Origin of the sequence: Tsukamurella tyrosinosolvens, assembly GCF_900104775.1 — a bacterium.
GTDB classification, from domain to species: Bacteria; Actinomycetota; Actinomycetes; order Mycobacteriales; family Mycobacteriaceae; genus Tsukamurella; species Tsukamurella tyrosinosolvens.
The window spans coordinates 3,613,725-3,629,866 of sequence record NZ_FNSA01000003.1 but is presented as its reverse complement, the minus strand read 5'-3'; the positions used below and the strand labels follow the sequence as shown (position 1 = coordinate 3,629,866).

At 71.9% G+C, this 16,142-nt stretch carries 17 protein-coding genes; 11 read left to right on the top strand and 6 right to left on the bottom strand.

The window, feature by feature from the left end; translation table 11 throughout:
- Positions 1-48 precede the first annotated feature (48 nt).
- From BLW32_RS19965 to BLW32_RS19950, 4 genes are all read left to right on the top strand, one after another.
- The gene (locus tag BLW32_RS19965) at positions 49-429 is read left to right on the top strand and encodes a MarR family transcriptional regulator (protein ID WP_068739428.1); all 381 of its coding nucleotides are present in this window, start codon (positions 49-51) and stop codon (positions 427-429) included.
- Positions 430-533: 104 nt separating this feature from the next.
- Entirely contained in the window at positions 534-1,184 is a 651-nt protein-coding gene (locus BLW32_RS19960; RefSeq protein WP_074850733.1) for an AmiS/UreI family transporter, read from the top strand.
- Positions 1,185-1,238: 54 nt separating this feature from the next.
- Complete coding sequence (locus tag BLW32_RS19955) at positions 1,239-2,276, top strand: aliphatic amidase (protein ID WP_068521441.1); 1,038 nt, start codon at positions 1,239-1,241, stop codon at positions 2,274-2,276.
- 3 nt (positions 2,277-2,279) lie between these two features.
- A complete protein-coding gene (locus tag BLW32_RS19950; RefSeq protein WP_068739426.1) occupies positions 2,280-3,416 on the top strand; it encodes an AAA family ATPase in 1,137 nt (378 codons plus the stop codon).
- 21 nt (positions 3,417-3,437) lie between these two features.
- Here BLW32_RS19950 and BLW32_RS19945 read toward each other — a convergent pair whose 3' ends face one another.
- Entirely contained in the window at positions 3,438-4,160 is a 723-nt protein-coding gene (locus tag BLW32_RS19945; RefSeq protein ID WP_068521438.1) for an IclR family transcriptional regulator, read from the bottom strand.
- 87 nt (positions 4,161-4,247) lie between these two features.
- Between BLW32_RS19945 and leuC the strand changes: the two genes are divergently transcribed.
- From leuC to BLW32_RS19930, 3 genes are all read left to right on the top strand, one after another.
- A complete protein-coding gene (gene leuC / locus BLW32_RS19940; RefSeq protein WP_139286270.1) occupies positions 4,248-5,681 on the top strand; it encodes a 3-isopropylmalate dehydratase large subunit in 1,434 nt (477 codons plus the stop codon).
- A gap of 30 nt (positions 5,682-5,711) precedes the next feature.
- The gene (leuD, locus tag BLW32_RS19935; protein WP_068739422.1) at positions 5,712-6,299 is read left to right on the top strand and encodes a 3-isopropylmalate dehydratase small subunit; all 588 of its coding nucleotides are present in this window, start codon (positions 5,712-5,714) and stop codon (positions 6,297-6,299) included.
- A gap of 167 nt (positions 6,300-6,466) precedes the next feature.
- The gene (locus BLW32_RS19930; protein WP_068739420.1) at positions 6,467-7,183 is read left to right on the top strand and encodes an HU family DNA-binding protein; all 717 of its coding nucleotides are present in this window, start codon (positions 6,467-6,469) and stop codon (positions 7,181-7,183) included.
- Between the two features lie 33 nt (positions 7,184-7,216).
- On the opposite strand, the gene BLW32_RS19925 is transcribed toward BLW32_RS19930, so the two are convergent.
- Genes BLW32_RS19925 through cofC form a run of 3 tightly spaced genes read right to left on the bottom strand, consistent with a single transcriptional unit; the run spans position 7,217 to position 11,051 of the window.
- Positions 7,217-8,164, bottom strand: coding sequence for an NUDIX hydrolase (locus BLW32_RS19925; RefSeq protein WP_068521430.1), 948 nt, complete (start codon positions 8,162-8,164; stop codon positions 7,217-7,219).
- Positions 8,161-10,353, bottom strand: coding sequence for an RNA degradosome polyphosphate kinase (locus BLW32_RS19920; RefSeq protein ID WP_068521427.1), 2,193 nt, complete (start codon positions 10,351-10,353; stop codon positions 8,161-8,163). Before BLW32_RS19920 ends, BLW32_RS19925 begins: the two co-directional genes overlap by 4 nt.
- Positions 10,350-11,051 (bottom strand): 2-phospho-L-lactate guanylyltransferase, encoded by a 702-nt coding sequence (cofC, locus tag BLW32_RS19915; protein WP_068739418.1) that lies wholly within the window; start codon positions 11,049-11,051, stop codon positions 10,350-10,352. The genes BLW32_RS19920 and cofC overlap by 4 nt, the downstream gene beginning before the upstream one ends.
- Before the next feature lie 110 nt (positions 11,052-11,161).
- Between cofC and BLW32_RS19910 the strand changes: the two genes are divergently transcribed.
- A complete protein-coding gene (locus tag BLW32_RS19910; RefSeq protein WP_068739412.1) occupies positions 11,162-12,193 on the top strand; it encodes an NAD(P)H-dependent glycerol-3-phosphate dehydrogenase in 1,032 nt (343 codons plus the stop codon).
- 67 nt (positions 12,194-12,260) lie between these two features.
- On the top strand, positions 12,261-13,346 hold the full coding sequence (locus BLW32_RS19905; protein WP_068521422.1) for a D-alanine--D-alanine ligase family protein: 1,086 nt from the start codon (positions 12,261-12,263) through the stop codon (positions 13,344-13,346).
- A 35-nt stretch (positions 13,347-13,381) separates the two neighbouring features.
- Here the strand turns inward: BLW32_RS19905 and BLW32_RS19900 are convergent, their stop codons facing one another.
- Positions 13,382-13,966, bottom strand: coding sequence for a DUF3515 domain-containing protein (locus tag BLW32_RS19900; RefSeq protein WP_068739410.1), 585 nt, complete (start codon positions 13,964-13,966; stop codon positions 13,382-13,384).
- 19 nt (positions 13,967-13,985) lie between these two features.
- Here BLW32_RS19900 and BLW32_RS19895 point away from each other — a divergent pair, with 19 nt between their 5' ends.
- Entirely contained in the window at positions 13,986-15,002 is a 1,017-nt protein-coding gene (locus BLW32_RS19895) for a thiamine-phosphate kinase (protein ID WP_068739408.1), read from the top strand.
- Entirely contained in the window at positions 14,999-15,694 is a 696-nt protein-coding gene (locus tag BLW32_RS19890; RefSeq protein WP_068739403.1) for a uracil-DNA glycosylase, read from the top strand. The genes BLW32_RS19895 and BLW32_RS19890 overlap by 4 nt, the downstream gene beginning before the upstream one ends.
- A 92-nt stretch (positions 15,695-15,786) precedes the next feature.
- Here BLW32_RS19890 and rpmB read toward each other — a convergent pair whose 3' ends face one another.
- Positions 15,787-15,978 (bottom strand): 50S ribosomal protein L28, encoded by a 192-nt coding sequence (rpmB, locus tag BLW32_RS19885; RefSeq protein WP_068521417.1) that lies wholly within the window; start codon positions 15,976-15,978, stop codon positions 15,787-15,789.
- Positions 15,979-16,142 lie beyond the last annotated feature (164 nt).

Here is a 16,142-nt window from a genome sequence, read left to right as displayed (position 1 = left end):
GCACGCCCGCAGCGGCGAGGGAACGCGATACAGTGGTCGCGGATTGCGATGACACAGTCGAAGATCGGGGCGGACATGGACGCGAGCGCGGACCTGCGGCAGGCGCCGGGGCGCACCGCTTTCGCGGCCGTGTGCGACGCCGACGACCTCGTCATGAACGTCCTCACCCCGGCCCTCGCGGAGCACGACCTCACGGTCGAGCACTTCCGCGCGCTGCGGCTGCTCGCCGCGGTCGAGGGCGCCACCGTCGGTGAGCTGGCGGCCCGGACCGGCACCACTCCGTCGTCCACCACCCGCCTGGTCGACCGCCTCGTCGAGCGCAACCTCGCGTACCGCCGGCCCGCTCCGGGCGATCGGCGCAGCGTCCTGCTGACGCTCTCCGACACCGGCCGCGAGGTGTGGGAGTCGCTCGTCCTGCGGCTCTCGTAACCCTTTCCACCTGCATTTTCGCCGAATCCGCTGCGCGCACCGAACTGCCCGCCAATACTACCGATCAGATATAGTGCCGAATCGGTAATAAATCGGGAGTCGCGATGACCACACTCGGATTGCTCTTCGTCGGAGCCGTTCTGTTCGTCAACGGGGCCTGGTTCCTCGGGGCGATCTCCGCCCGTGAGGCGGGCGTCTTCAACCTCTTCGTCGGGGCGATGCAGGTCGTCCTGCCGACGCTGGCCGTGGTGGCCGCCGATGGGGATCTCGCCGGGGTGTTCGGGGCGGGATCGAGCTACCTGTTCGGTTTCACCTATCTCTTCGTCGGGGTCAACAACCTCATGGGCAACGACGGCCGCGGTCTCGGCTGGTACTCGCTCTTCGTGGCCGCCATGGCGATCGTGTTCGGCGTCTTCGCCCTCGCCGCGGACCCCGTGCTCGGCGTCATCTGGTTCGTGTGGGCCGTGATGTGGCTGCTGTTCTTCCTCATCCTGGCGTGCGGCAAGACCTCGCTCATGCCGTTCACCGGCTGGCTCATCCTCGTCGGCTCGCACCTGACCTGCACGATCCCCGCGCTGCTGATCTGGCGCGGGACCTGGCCCACCAGCGCGTCGGCGGCCGTGTGGGCGGTGGTGATCGCCGTCGCGCTCCTGGTGGTCAGCGCCGTGGCGGCGAGGGCGCTGCCGTCGCTGCCGGCGCCGGCGTCCACACCCGAGCCGGTCCCCGCCGCCCCTGCCCGGCCCGAGGCCGCCTGATCCCGTACCCCCTGCCCTGCAACGACATCAACCACATCACCGAAAGGTTCCATCATGCGTCACGGAGACATCTCCTCTAGCCCCGACACCGTCGGCGTCGCGGTCGTCAACTACAAGATGCCCCGCCTGCACGACCGCGCCGGCGTCATCGAGAACTGCCACAAGATCGCCGAGATGATCGTCGGCATGAAGGCCGGCCTGCCCGGCATGGACCTCGTCGTCTTCCCCGAGTACTCGACGCAGGGGATCATGTACGACCCCGACGAGATGTACGCCACCGCCGCCGCGATTCCCGGCGAGGAGACGAAGATCTTCTCCGACGCCTGCCGCAAGGCGGGCACCTGGGGCGTCTTCTCGATCACGGGGGAGCAGCACGAGGACCACCCGAACAAGCCGCCCTACAACACCCTGATCCTCATCAACGATCAGGGCGAGATCGTCCAGAAGTACCGCAAGATCATCCCCTGGGCCCCGATCGAGGGCTGGTACCCCGGCAGCTCCACCTACGTGGTGGACGGCCCCAAGGGGCTCAAGGTCTCGCTCATCGTGTGCGACGACGGCAACTACCCCGAGATCTGGCGCGACTGCGCGATGAAGGGCGCGGAGCTCGTGGTGCGCTGCCAGGGCTACATGTACCCGTCGAAGGATCAGCAGGTGCTCATGGCGAAGGCCATGGCGTGGGCCAACAACGTCTACGTCGCCGTCGCCAACGCCGCGGGCTTCGACGGCGTCTACTCCTACTTCGGCCACTCGGCGATCATCGGCTTCGACGGCCGCACGCTCGGCGAGACCGGCGAGGAGGAGTACGGCATCCAGTACGCGCAGCTCTCCGTCTCGACGATCCGCGACGCCCGCAAGCACGATCAGTCGCAGAACCACCTGTTCAAGATCCTCCACCGCGGCTACACGGGGATCCACGCCGCGGGTGAGGGCGACAAGGGCGTCGCCGAGTGCCCCTTCGACTTCTACAAGCTGTGGGTCACCGACGCCGAGGCCGCGCGGGAGCAGGTCGAATCCTTCACGCGCGACACGATCGGCGTCGCCGACTGCCCCGTCGGGACGCTGCCCACCGAGAAGACCCGCGAGGCGTAGGCCGTGCCCTTCATCACCGATCGCCTGGCCGCCGAGGGAGCCGACGTCGGCAGTCGGGCGCCCGGCCCGCCCGACTCCCGCCCCACCGACGCCGAGTTCGCCAAGGCGGCGGTCGGGCGGGTCGACGCGGCCCGGATCCTGGCGCAATTGCAGGCCAACGTCTTCGGTCAGGAGCACGCGATCGAGTCGATCTTCAAGACCCTCTCGGTGGTGCAGGCCGGTCTCACCGACAAGACCCGTCCGCTCGCGAGCCACCTGCTGGTCGGACCCACCGGCACGGGGAAGACGGAGATCGTCCGCCAGCTCGCCTCGGCGTTGCGGACCGGCCCGGACGACTTCTGTCAGGTGGACATGTCGGCGATGGCTCAGGAGCACTACGCGGCCTCGTTCGCGGGTGCGCCACCCGGCTACTCGGGCTCCAAGGAGGGCTTGAGCGTCTTCGATCGCGACCGCATCGAGGGCACCGTCTCCATGCCGGGGATCGTGCTCTTCGACGAGGTGGAGAAGGCGCACACCACGGTCCTGCGGGCGCTCCTCCACGTCCTGGACCGTGGGCAGCTGACCCTGGCGAACGGCCAGCAGCGCTACGACTTCCGCAACTGCCTGGTCTTCATGACCTCCAACCTCGGCAGTCGCGAGCTGCGGGCCGAGCAGGAGCGTCCGTGGCACCGGGCCGGGCGCTCGGTCTCGCGGCTGCTCCCCGCGCCGGCGGGGGAGCGGGTGGACCGGATCCTGGAGGGGCGCCTCGACCGGATCTCCGAGCAGTCCATCGCGCGGTTCTTCGATCCCGAGTTCCTCAACCGGATCGACGAGGTGACGCTCTTCGAGGAGCTCTCCCAGGACACGGCCGTCGCGGTGGCCCGCCACGAGCTGGAGATGTTCGCGGACCGCGCGCGCAAGCGGGGCGTCGACCTGACGATCGACGACGCCGTCGCCGCCCACCTGGTGGAGACCGGCTTCGACCCGGTGTACGGCGCGCGATCCGTCCGGCGGGCGATCCGGCACGACGTCTGGCCGATGGTCGCCGAGGCCGTGATCGCGCACCGCGCGGCACGCATGGCCGACACCGCGAGCCGCGTCTCCGCGGTCCTGGTGGTCGACGGTGCCGCGGTGCGCTGCCGAGTGGGCGGGGCCCGCTAGGCGGGCGGGCCCGGCCCCCGCTCAGATCCGCCGTTGCAGCGCCTCGGCGGCCTGCAGCAGGTCCGCCGCCCAGCGGGCGCCGGGGCGCCGGCCCATGCGGTCGATCGGACCCGAGACGGAGATCGCCGCGATCACCTCCCCGCGGGGATTTCGCACCGGCGCGGAGACGCTGGCGACGCCGGACTCGCGCTCGCCGGCGCTCTGCGCCCAGCCGCGCTTGCGGACGTCGGCGAGTGCGCGGTCGCTGAAGAACGAGTCCGCCCGCGGGTCCGCCCACGCCGCGAGCACCTTGGCGCCCGAGCCCGCCGTCATCGGCAGTCGGGACCCGACGGGCACGGTGTCCCGCAGGCCGGACGGCGGCTCGGCGGCGGCGACGCACACGCGGTGATCGCCCTCGCGCCGGTACAGCTGGACGGACTCGCCGGTGATCTCGCGGAGCCGGGGCAGCACCATCGCCGCCGTGTCGACCAGGGCGTCGGCGGTACTGGCCGCGAGCTCGCGCAGGGCGCCCCCGGGCCGCCACAGCCCGTCGCCGTCCCGGGTGAGCAGTCCGTGCAGCTCCAGGCCCACGGCGAGACGGTGCGCGGTCGCCCGCGGCAGGCCGGTCCGGCCGCACAGGTCGGCGAGGCTCGCCGGCTCCTCCGCGGCCGCGCGCAGCACTGCGACGGACTTGTCGAGCACGCCGATCCCGCTCACCGGGGTGAGGCTTTCGGGGGCGTCCGGCGGTGCGGTATCCTTTCCCATAGTTCGATACTAGGCTCTCGCATGGTGGGATTCAACGCGCAGCCCGCGTCCACCTGCTGAGCGAAGATCATGGAGCAGGTGGGAATCATGCAGCCGCGCACAATGGCCGAGAAGGTCTGGGACCAGCACGTCGTCGTCAAGGGGGAGGGCGAGGGCGCCTCGCGCGAGCCCGACCTCATCTACATCGACCTCCATCTCGTGCACGAGGTCACCAGCCCGCAGGCCTTCGACGGTCTGCGCCTGGCCGGCCGCCCGGTGCGGCGTCCCGACCTCACCATCGCCACCGAGGACCACAACGTGCCGACCGACACGCTGGTCCAGCCCATCGCCGACGAGGTCTCCCGCACGCAGGTCGAGACGCTGCGCCGCAACTGCGCCGAGTTCGGCGTGCGGCTGCACTCCATGGGCGACGGCGAACAGGGCATCGTCCACGTGATGGGGCCGCAGCTCGGCCTCACCCAGCCGGGCATGACCGTGGTCTGCGGCGACAGCCACACGTCCACGCACGGCGCCTTCGGTGCCATCGCCATGGGCATCGGCACCTCCGAGGTCGAGCACGTGCTGGCCACGCAGACGCTGCCGCTCAAGCCCTTCAAGACCATGGCCATCAACGTGACCGGCGAGTTGCAGCCCGGTGTCACCTCGAAGGACCTGATCCTGGCGATCATCGCCAAGATCGGCACCGGCGGCGGCCAGGGCTACGTCCTCGAGTACCGGGGCAGTGCCATCGAGAAGCTCTCGATGGAAGCGCGGATGACCATCTGCAACATGTCGATCGAGGCCGGCGCGCGTGCCGGCCTGATCGCGCCCGATCAGATCACCTACGACTACATCGAGGGCCGCGAGCACGCGCCGAAGGGCGCGGACTGGGACGCGGCGATCGAGGCCTGGGACGCCCTCCGCACCGATGAGGGCGCGGTTTTCGACGCCGAGGTCGACATCGACGGCAGCGCGCTCACCCCGTTCGTCACCTGGGGCACCAACCCCGGCCAGGGGGCGCCGCTGAGCGCCTCGGTACCCGATCCGGAGTCCTTCGGCTCGGACGGCGAGAAGGAGACCGCCGCGAAGGCCCTCCAGTACATGGGCCTCGAGGCCGGTACCCCGCTGCGCGACATCGCCGTCGACGCCGTCTTCGTGGGCTCGTGTACCAACGGCCGGATCGAGGACCTGCGCACCGTCGCCGAGATCCTCCGTGGCCGTAAGGTCGCCGACGGGGTCCGCATGCTGGTCGTCCCCGGCTCGATGCGCGTCCGTGCCCAGGCCGAGGAGGAGGGGCTGGGGCAGGTCTTCCTCGATGCCGGCGCCGAGTGGCGCCAGGCGGGATGCTCGATGTGCCTGGGGATGAACCCCGACCAGCTCGCCGCGGGCGAGCGCTCCGCGTCCACGTCCAACCGCAACTTCGAGGGGCGCCAGGGCAAGGGCAGCCGCACGCACCTGGTCTCGCCGGCGGTCGCCGCCGCGACGGCCGTGCGCGGCACCCTCTCCGCTCCGGCCGATCTGGCCCCCGTCGCCGGCGCGTAGCGCCCACCCGAAGTCGAAGGAGAATCGACCATGGAAGCCATCGTCACCCACACCGGCATCGGCGTGCCGCTGCGCCGCACCAACGTCGACACCGACCAGATCATCCCCGCCGTCTACCTCAAGCGCGTGACCCGCACCGGGTTCGAGGACGGACTGTTCTCGGCCTGGCGCGCCGATCCGGACTTCATTCTCAACACCCCGCCGTACGACCGCGGCTCGGTGCTCGTCGCCGGACCGGACTTCGGCACCGGCAGTTCCCGCGAGCACGCCGTCTGGGCCCTCATGGACCACGGCTTCCGGGTCGTCATCTCGTCGCGCTTCGCGGACATCTTCCGCGGCAACTCGGGCAAGGCGGGCCTCGTGGCCGCCCTGGTCGAGCAGGAGAACGTCGAACTGCTCTGGAAGGCCCTCGAGAACGACCCCGGACTGGAGGTCACCGTCGACCTGGAGGACCGCACCGTGTCCGCCGGGGACTTGGTAGTCCCCTTCACGATCGACGACCCGGTCCGACACCGCCTGATGGCCGGTCTGGACGACATCGGCATCACCCTGCAGCAGGATGCGGCGATCACCGAGTTCGAAAGTCGTAGGCCCGCATACAAACCCGTCACCCTGTAGCGCGACGAACCATCAGTGGCGGCACCGGATCGAACCGGTGCCGCCACTTGTCATTCCGACACACCTTCGATCAAATCTGGCGTGGCTCTTGGATTGAATGCAATTCTGCGTTTACGGTGTCCCTAGTTGGCTCAGCGGTGAGCCTCCGACAACAGAGGGATTCGTCCATGAACAAGGCAGAACTGATCGAGGCGCTCACCGAGAAGCTGGGCACCGACCGCCGGACCGCCGGCGCCGCCGTCGAGGCGATCGTGGACACGATCGTCCGTGCCGTCCACTCCGGTGAGTCCGTCACCATCACGGGCTTCGGCGTCTTCGAGCAGCGCAAGCGCGCCGCCCGCGTCGCCCGCAACCCCCGGACCGGCGAGACGGTGAAGGTCAAGCCCACCTCCGTCCCCGCCTTCCGCCCCGGCGCGCAGTTCAAGGCCGTGATCTCCGGCTCGGCGAAGCTGCCGGCCTCGGGTCCCGCCGTGCGTCGTAGCTCGGCCACCGCGGCCGCGCCCGCCAAGAAGGCGGCGGCGAAGAAGGCGCCTGCGAAGGCCGCCAAGGCGACCGCCACCAAGGCCGCCGCGAAGAAGGCCCCGGCCAAGGCGACGAAGGCCGCCCCCGCGAAGAAGGCCGCGACCAAGGCTCCCGCCAAGAAGGCGGCGACCAAGGCGCCCGCGAAGAACGCGGCGACCAAGGCCCCCGCCAAGAAGGCTCCGGCGAAGACCACGCCGGCCAAGAAGGCGGCGACCAAGGCCCCCGCCAAGAAGGCCGCGACCAAGGCTCCCGCCAAGAAGGCTCCGGCGAAGGCGACCCCGGCCAAGAAGGCGGCGACCAAGGCCCCCGCCAAGAAGGCCCCGGCCAAGAAGGCTCCCGCCAAGAAGGCGGCCAAGAAGTAGACCGACCCGTCGGGCCCGCTGCCCCTGGACGCCTCAGTGCTCCAGGGGCAGCGGGCTGTCGATGTGGTCCATGGTCAGCAGGCGCCCGCCCTCGGTGGTGAGCACCCACACGCTGGCCTTGCGGTTGCGGGCGGCGGGGAGGCGCACGTCGTCGGCCCCCGCCCACCACGCGGTGAGATCGGGGATCACACCGCCCTGGCTGCACACCACGGGGACGGTGCCCGATTCCTCGCCCGTTCGCGCGATCTCGCGGATCCGGCGATGGGCGGCCGCAGGATCGCGGGCGTAGGCGGTCTCCGACATCGTCGGCTCCTCCACCAGGGGCAGGCCCGTCTCGGCCGCCAGCGGCTCCAGGGTCTGCGTGCACCGCACCGGCGGCGCCGAGAGTAGGCGGCCGGGCCCGAAGGCCCCCAGGAGGTCCACCAGGGCCTCCGCCTGGGCCCTCCCGTTGCGGTCCAGCGGGCGCGCGAGGTCGTCGCCCTGGTACCCCTGCTTCCGGCCCGCCTTGGCGTGCCGGACGATCAGCATCGTCGCCGTGGACCGCGGCTGCTTGCCGAAGGCCCGCAGGATCCGCCGGTCGATCGGGTAACTCAGGAGGGCCGTGGCGGGCTTCACCGGCAGCCACCGCAACTCGTCGGTCTCCTCGTTCGGTGCGAAGACACCGGAACCGGCCAAGGCCGACCAGTATCCGACGCGCTTGCGCACCGTCGCCCCGCCCGGGCCGTGCCGCTTGCGTCGCGGCACGTCGTAGGACACCTGGCCGACGGCCCGCACGAAGCGGGCGGAGAAGCCCGTCTCCTCGACCACCTCCCGCAGCCCCGCCACGACGGGGTGCTCGTCGGGCTCGACGTGCCCCTTCGGCAGCGACCAGTCGTCGTACCGCGGACGGTGCACCACAGCCACTTCCGGGCCGCTCGGGGAGGGACGCCACAGGACGCCCCCGGAGGCGCGGACGACCGCGCCCTCGCCTCCGCCGCTCACCGCTGGCTCGCGCGGTGCGCGCGCATGAGTTCCCGCTGGTGGTCCCGGACCGTCTCGCCCGGGACGGGGGACGCGTTCCAGTTGCCGTCACCGTCGAGCACCCAGCAGCGGGTGGCGGGATCGAGGGCGGAGTCGAACATCTCGCCCAGCTGCCGCGCGAGCCGCGGATCCTTCACCTGTGCCATCACCTCGACGCGGCGGTCGAGGTTGCGGTGCATCATGTCGGCGCTGCCGATCCAGAACTCGTCCGCGCCGCGGAAGTGCAGGATCCGGGAGTGCTCCAGGAACTGTCCGAGAATCGATCGGACGGTGATGTTCTCGCTCACCCCGGGGACCCCCGGCCGCAGGGCGCAGATGCCGCGCACGACGACCTCGACGGGCACACCCGCCTGGCTCGCGCGGTACAGCGCGTCGATGATCTGCTCGTCCACGACGGCGTTCGCCTTGAGCTGCACCCCGGCCGGCTTGCCGGCGCGCTGCAGCTCGATCTCGCGGTCGATCCGCTCGACGATGCCCGACCGGATGCCGTGCGGCGCGACCATGAGATTGCGGTACTCCTCCTTGCGGGAGTACCCGGTGAGCCGGTTGAACAGGTCCGTCAGGTCGGCGCCCAGATCCGGGTCGGCGGTGAACAGGCCGACGTCCTCGTACAGCCGCGCGGTCTTCGGGTTGTAGTTGCCCGTACCGATGTGGCAGTAGCGGCGGATCGTCGAGCCCTCGCGCCGGACCACCAGGCAGGTCTTGCAGTGGGTCTTGAGGCCCACCAGCCCGTACACCACGTGCACGCCCGCCTGCTCGAGCTTGCGGGCCCACTTGATGTTCGCCTGCTCGTCGAAGCGGGCCTTGATCTCGACCAGGGCCACCACCTGCTTGCCGGCCTCCGCGGCGTCGATCAGGGCGTCCACGATCGGCGAATCGCCCGAGGTGCGGTACAGGGTCTGCTTGATCGCCAGCACGTGGGGATCGGCGGCCGCCTGCTCGATGAACCGCTGCACACTCGTCGAGAACGAGTCGTACGGGTGGTGCACCAGCACGTCACCCTCGCGGAGCGTGGAGAAGACGCTCTTCGGGGTCTCCCGCTCGCCGAACGCGGGGTGGGTGACGGGGACGAAGGGCTTCTCCTTGAGGTCCGGCCGGTCCACGCCGTAGAGCTCGAACATGCAGTTCAGGTCGAGCAGTCCGGGAACGGTGATGACATCGGCGGGGTCCACGTCCATCTCGCGCAGGAGGAGCTCGAGCATGTGCTCGGACATGTCCTCGGCCACCTCGAGGCGCACCGGCGAGCCGAAACGGCGCCGCGCGAGCTCGCGCTCGAGGGCCTGCAGCAGATCCTCGTCGCGGTCCTCCTCGACCTCGAAATCCGCGTTGCGGGTGATGCGGAAGACGTGGTGCTCCGAGACCGTCATGCCCGGGAAGAGGACGTCGAGGTGGGCGGAGATCAGGTCCTCGAGGGGGAGCACCGCGTGATCCATGCGGTCGCTGCGCACCGAGACCATGCGGGCCACGTTGTCCGGCACCTTGACGCGCGCGAAATGCTCGCCGCCCGTGCTGGTGTCGACGACCGCCACGGCGAGGTTGAGCGACAGCCCCGAGATGTAGGGGAACGGATGCGCGGGGTCGACCGCGAGCGGCGTGAGCACCGGGAACACCTGCGTGTGGAAGTACGCGGTCAGGTCCTGCTGCTCGGCCGGCGTCAGATCGGCCCAGCTGACCACCGAGATGCCCTGCGCCGCCAGCTCCGGCCGCACCGCGTCGCTGAAGACGAGGGCGTGCTTGTGCGAGAGCTCCTGGGTGCGCTGGGAGATCAGCCGCAGCTGCTCCCGGGGCGAGAGGCCGTCCGCCGAGCGCACCGACAGGCCCATCTGGTCGCGCCGCTTGAGACCGGCCACCCGGACCATGAAGAACTCGTCCAGGTTCGAGGCGAAGATCGCCAGGAACTTGGCCCGGTCGAGCAGCGGCAGCGAGGCGTCCTCCGCCATCGCCAGCACGCGGGCGTTGAAGTCGAGCCAGCTCAGTTCCCGGTTCAGGTACCGATCCGCGGGCAGGTCGCTGGTCACCTCCGCCGGCGCGGCGGGCGGGGCCGTCGGGATCGCGGTCGGCCTGCCCGAGGGCGGGAGTGCGGTCTCGGCGACCGCGGTACTCGCTGCGGGCGTCGGTTCGGCGGAGGGGGCGGGAGGCTCGGTCGTCACGGCTCCATTCTGGCGTATCGGGCGCGTGCATTCGACGCGAAGCCCCGATCGGCCGCGGCGAGCACGGCTGCGGTGTGCTCACCCAGGGGCCCCGCCCCCGCGAGGTCCTGCGGGGTGTCGACGTCCGTGCGCAGTCCGGGCCACGGGCCGGCGTGCCGCTCGGCGCCGCCGGACCGGTGCGCCGCCGCGGAATCCGGCCCGAACGCGGCGCGCAGCTCGGCCCCCGGGGGCGCGTGGAGCGCCGCGGTCCCGGTGCCGGCGTGGTCGGGTACGAATCCCCGGTGACCCGCCGTCGCCGCGAGGAAGGCCGCCAGCTCCGCGGGGGTGACCCCCGGCAGATCCGCCTGCAGCGCCAGCACTGCGACCTCGGCCCCGTGCTCGGCCCGGGCGGCCCGCGCGCCCGCCTCGAGCGCGACGTTGAGTCCGCCGGGCACCGGCTCGTCGACGGTGCGCGCGCCGGCCGCCTCCGCCGCGGCGCGGACCGCGGGGTCGGGCGAGACCACGTGCACGCCGAGGACGCCGGGCGTCGCGGTGGCCGCGGCGAGGGTGTCCAGCAGCATCGCCAGCACGAGGCCCGGCACGGCATCCCGCCGGCCGTCGCCGGGCGCGGCGAAGCGGGACTTCGCGGCGTCGAGCGACTTCACGGCGGTGACCACCACGACGGCGGGGCGCGCGACGGCCCCGTGCGGTGAGCTCATGAGCACCAATGTAGGCGTGCCGAACCGACCCTGCCGTCTCCGGGCGGGCGATAGGCTCATCCGGGCGCCCGCGATTCCGGTGGGCGGGTGCGATGCGAGGAGGGGCTCGGATGGTCGACGTTGCGGTGATGGGGGCGGGTTCGTTCGGAACCGCGATGGCGAAGGTCTTCGCGGAGGCCACCCGCCCGGAGCCGCACCGGGTGCGGATGTGGTGCCGCCGCCAGGAGGTCGCCGACCAGATCAACGAGACCCGGATCAACGCGCAGTACCTCCCCGAGGGCGTCCTCCCCGAGAACCTCTCCGCGACACACGATCCGGAGGAGGCCATGCGCGGCGCCGGGCTCGTGGTGCTGGCCGTCCCGTCGCAGTCGTTGCGCGCGAACCTGGGCGACTGGGGCCACCTGATCCCGCCGGACATCACCGTCGTGAACCTGGCCAAGGGCATCGAGATCGGCACGCTCGACCGGATGAGCGAGGTCGTCGTCGACGCCGCCGGCATCGACCGGGACCGCCTGGCCGTCCTCACCGGACCCAATTTCGCCAAGGAGATCGCCAAGGGACAGCCCACCCTCGCCGTCGTCGCCTCCGACAACGCCGACCGTGCCTCCCGCGCCCAGTACCTCGTGCGTACCGACTACTTCCGGCCCTACACCAGCGACGACGTCGTGGGTTGCGAGATCGGCGGCGCCACCAAGAACGTCATCGCCCTCGTCTGCGGCATCGCCTCCGGCATCAACCTGGGCGAGAACTCGCGGGCCGCGATCATCACCCGCGGCCTCGCCGAGACGCTGCGTCTCGGTACCGCCCTCGGGGCGCAGCCGCTCACCCTGGCCGGCCTCGCCGGCGTCGGCGACCTCGTCGCGACCTGCAGCTCGCCCCAGTCCCGGAACTTCAGCTTCGGCGCGCGCCTCGGCCAGGGCATGACCGTCGAGCAGGCGCAGGCCGCCGCGCACGGTCAGGTCGCCGAGGGCGCGAAGTCGTGCATCTCCATCGCCGACCTCGCCCGGCGCGTGGGCGTCGAAATGCCGCTCACCGAGGCCGTGCGCGCCGTCTGCTACGACGGGGTGCCCGTCTCCCGCGCCATGGACGACCTGCTCAATCGCGACGTCGGCGGCGAGTGGCGCCCCAAGGACGCCGAGTAGTCGCACGGGTTCGCCGCGCGGGTAACCGCGTGGCCCTCCGTTCGGCCGACACGTAAGGTGGGCGACCGTGACGGAGCGAATCAGGGTGGCAGTGGTCTTCGGCGGGCGCAGCAGCGAGCACGCGGTCTCGTGCGTGTCGGCGGGCAGCATCCTTGCCCACCTCGACCCCGAGCGCTACCAGGTGGTCCCCGTCGGGATCACCCAGGCGGGCGCGTGGGTGCTCTCCGACGGTGACGCGAAGGCGTTGCGGTTCGCCGAGCGCGCGCTCCCCAGCGTGGCCGACGCACCCACGGATCTCGCGCTGCTGCCCGGCGCGGAGCTGGTCTCGGTGCACGCCGACAGCGCCGGTGAGCTCCTGGGCACCGTCGACGTCGTCTTCCCCGTCCTGCACGGCCCGTACGGCGAGGACGGCACCCTGCAGGGACTCCTGGAGATGGTCGGCGTGCCCTACGTGGGCGCGGGCGTGCTCGCCTCCGCCGCGGGTATGGACAAGGAGTTCGCGAAGAAGCTGCTCGCCGCCGACGGCCTGCCCGTGGGCGACTACCACGTGCTCCGCCAGCGCGACACCGAGGTCCCGTCCGACGTCCTGCACCGGCTCGGCCTGCCGCTGTTCGTCAAGCCCGCCCGCGGCGGCTCGTCGATCGGCATCACCCGGGTCACGGACCTGACGGAACTGCCCGCGGCGATCGCCGCGGCCCGGAAGTGGGATCCCAAGGTCATCATCGAGGCGGCCGTGATCGGCCGCGAGGTCGAGATCGGCGTCCTGGAGCGGCCCGACGGCACCGTCGCGGCGTCGGCGATCGCCGAGATCGAGATGGCGGCCGACGCCGAGCACTCCTTCTACGACTTCGAGACCAAGTACCTCGACGACCGCGCCCAGTACACCGTGCCCGCGAACCTCACCGAGGAGCAGGCGGCCGTGATCCGCGACCTCGCGGTACGCGCCTTCCACGCCTTCGACTGCCAGGGCCTCTCCCGCGTGGACTTCTTCCAGACGCCCGACGGCCCCGTGATCAACGAGGTCAACACCATGCCGGGCTTCACCTCGACGTCGATGTACCCGCGGATGTGGGCCGAATCCGGCGTCGACTACGCCGAGCTGCTCACGGTGCTCATCGATACCGCGCTCGCGCGGGGCACCGGCCTCCGCTAGCAGCCGGACCGGCCTCCCGGCTCGGACCCGCCGGGCTACCGGCCCAGGTCGAGCGAGGCCGCCTGCAGGTGCTCGCGGATCGCGTCCGAGGTGGCCTGCACCGCCGAGGTGCCGGCACCGTCGGGCACCCAGAGCGTGACGTACGGGCGATGGTCGACGGCCGTCCAGTAACTGCCGCCGTCGGGGGCGGGCGCGCCGGCCGGGACGGCCTGCAGCCACTGCACCCCGTTGATGATCTGCAGCTTCGCGGTCGCGGTCAGCTCGGCGGGCCGGTCGGTGCCGCACCGCGCCTCCACCGCGCCTGCTTTCTCGCTGGTCCAGCGGGCGAAGCCGGCCGGCTCGGTGTCGTCGGTGCGGCGGTAGCCGTCGAGGTCGGCGGGGAGCGCGCCGAGCAGTTTCCCGCACGCCGCGTCGCCCGACGACGGTGCCGCGATCGACTTCACGTGCCCGGCCTCCGCGGCATCCCGGGCGTCGCCCTGCTTCTGCTGCGCCAGCACGAGGAAGGCGATGAAGCAGGCGACGACCGCCACGGGCAGGGCCACTGCCGTCGCGAGGAAGGCGGGGCTGCGGCGCTCCCCGGCGTCGGGGGCCGCGGTGGTCTCGTCGTCTGCATCGCTCACGTCCGATACGGTAGCCGCGATGACATCAGAGGAGCCGGACAGCCCTGCGCAGCCCCGCGTGCGCACCGTGGCGGAGCTGGGGGAGGACGGCGTGATCGCGCTGGCCACCGGCGGTGTGCGTCCCGATCCGCGGGTCCCGGTAGGACCGGGCGACGACGCGGCGGTGGTCGTCACGCCCGACGGCCGCACGGTCGTCTCGTCCGACGCGCTCGTCGAGGGACGGCACTTCCGGTTCGAGCTGACCACCCCGGAGCACGTGGGCCGGCGCGCGATCGCGCAGAACGCGGCGGACATCGCGGCCATGGGCGCCGTGTGCACGGCGTTCACCGTGACGCTGGGGTGCCCGCCCGAGACCGGCGAGGACGTGATCGCGGGCATCGCCCGCGGCACCACGCGCGGCGCCGCCGACGCGGGTGGCGCGATCGCCGGGGGAGACGTGGTGCGCACCGAGCAGGTGCTGCTCGCGGTCACCGTGCTGGGTGACCTGCAAGGGCGGGCGCCGGTGCTGCTGTCCGGCGCGCGGCCCGGCGACGTGGTCGCGGTGTGCGGCACGCTCGGTCACTCCGCCGCGGGCCTGGACGTCCTGCTCGCGGGGCACGAGGGCTTCGGCGGCCTGGTCGAGACCTACCGCTGCCCCGCCCCGCCGCTCGCCGCCGGGCCGCAGGCGGCCGTCGCGGGCGCGACCGCCCTGACGGACGTCTCCGACGGGCTGCTGCGCGACGCCCGGGCGCTGGCCCGGGCCTCCGGTGTGGCCATCGCGCTCGACGGTGCGCTGCTGGCTCCCGACGCCGAGTTGGTCGCCTGCGCCGCCGCGCTCGGCGCCGACGCCGACCGCTGGGTCCGCACGGGAGGCGAGGACCACGCCCTGCTCGCGACCTTCCCCGCAGGCGCTGCGCTCCCCGCGGGATGGCGGGCGATCGGCACCGCTGCCGCGCCCGCCGGGGCGCCGGCGGGCACCGTCACCGTCGACGGCGACGCGGGACCGGCGGCGGGCGGCTGGAACACCTTCACCGAGACCGAGGAGAACGGCCGATGACGGCGAAACCGTTGACCGACAGCGTCGAGGCCGGATGGGCCGAGGCGCTCGCCCCCGTGGCCGGCGACATCGCCGCGCTGGGCGACTTCCTCCGCGCCGAGATCGCGGAGGACCGCGGGTACCTCCCCGCCGGCGCCAACGTACTGCGCGCGTTCCGGCAGCCCTTCGACGACGTGCGCGTGCTCATCGTCGGCCAGGACCCGTACCCCACACCGGGGCACGCGGTGGGGCTGTCGTTCTCCGTCGACCCGGCCGTGCGGCCGATCCCGCGGAGCCTGCAGAACATCTACCGCGAGTACTGCGACGACCTCGCGTTGCCGATGCCCGCGAACGGCGACCTCTCGCCGTGGTCCGACCAGGGCGTGCTCCTGCTCAACCGCGTCCTGACGGTGCGCCCGGGCACGCCGGCGTCGCACCGGGGCAAGGGATGGGAGAAGGTCACCGAGTGCGCCATCGACGCGCTCGTCGCGCGGGACGCGCCGCTGGTCGCGATCCTGTGGGGCCGCGACGCGGCCTCGCTCGGACCGCGGCTGGGCGACGTCCCGCGGATCGAGTCGGTGCACCCGTCGCCGCTGTCCGCATCCCGGGGCTTCTTCGGCTCCAAGCCCTTCTCGAAGGCGAACGACGCGCTCGTGGGCCTCGGTGCCGAGCCCGTCGACTGGCGCCTGCCGCACCTCGCCCAGGTGCGCTGACGAGCGTCCCGTCACACGGGCGGCCGGCGGCGGGAACGCCGAAGGCCCGCGACCTCGGGGAGGTCACGGGCCTTCGGAAGAACTCTCGCGTACTAGCCGCGAACGACCTTGCCGGCCTTGATGCACGAGGTGCACACGTTCAGGCGGCGGGTCTGACCGGGCGCGACCTGGGCGCGGACGGTCTGGATGTTCGGGTTCCACCGGCGGTTGGTACGCCGGTGCGAGTGCGAGACCGACTTACCGAAGCCGGGGCCCTTGTCGCAGACGTCGCAGACGGCAGCCATAGTCGTGTACTCCTCGTATCGTTGAAAACCTGTGCTTCGCCCCGCCGGTCGCAGACGTGAAGGACACGCTCGGACGCGAGGCAACCCTGCAAGCATAGCCGAGCCCGGCGACGGAGCCAAACCGCTCCGGGCTCCGTACGGCGCGGGCCCCGCCCACTAGGCTG

Excerpts from the sequence above, each read along its gene's own strand:
- BLW32_RS19965 (WP_068739428.1), top strand. The coding sequence starts at position 49 with ATGACACAGTCGAAGATCGGGGCGGACATGGACGCGAGCGCGGACCTG.
- BLW32_RS19890 (WP_068739403.1), top strand. The coding sequence starts at position 14,999 with ATGACGGCGAAACCGTTGACCGACAGCGTCGAGGCCGGATGGGCCGAG.
- BLW32_RS19930 (WP_068739420.1), top strand. The coding sequence starts at position 6,467 with ATGAACAAGGCAGAACTGATCGAGGCGCTCACCGAGAAGCTGGGCACC.
- rpmB (WP_068521417.1), bottom strand. The coding sequence starts at position 15,978 with ATGGCTGCCGTCTGCGACGTCTGCGACAAGGGCCCCGGCTTCGGTAAG.
- BLW32_RS19955 (WP_068521441.1), top strand. The coding sequence starts at position 1,239 with ATGCGTCACGGAGACATCTCCTCTAGCCCCGACACCGTCGGCGTCGCG.
- BLW32_RS19910 (WP_068739412.1), top strand. The coding sequence starts at position 11,162 with ATGGTCGACGTTGCGGTGATGGGGGCGGGTTCGTTCGGAACCGCGATG.
- cofC (WP_068739418.1), bottom strand. The coding sequence starts at position 11,051 with ATGAGCTCACCGCACGGGGCCGTCGCGCGCCCCGCCGTCGTGGTGGTC.
- leuC (WP_139286270.1), top strand. The coding sequence starts at position 4,248 with ATGCAGCCGCGCACAATGGCCGAGAAGGTCTGGGACCAGCACGTCGTC.
- BLW32_RS19895 (WP_068739408.1), top strand. The coding sequence starts at position 13,986 with ATGACATCAGAGGAGCCGGACAGCCCTGCGCAGCCCCGCGTGCGCACC.
- BLW32_RS19945 (WP_068521438.1), bottom strand. The coding sequence starts at position 4,160 with ATGGGAAAGGATACCGCACCGCCGGACGCCCCCGAAAGCCTCACCCCG.
- leuD (WP_068739422.1), top strand. The coding sequence starts at position 5,712 with ATGGAAGCCATCGTCACCCACACCGGCATCGGCGTGCCGCTGCGCCGC.
- BLW32_RS19960 (WP_074850733.1), top strand. The coding sequence starts at position 534 with ATGACCACACTCGGATTGCTCTTCGTCGGAGCCGTTCTGTTCGTCAAC.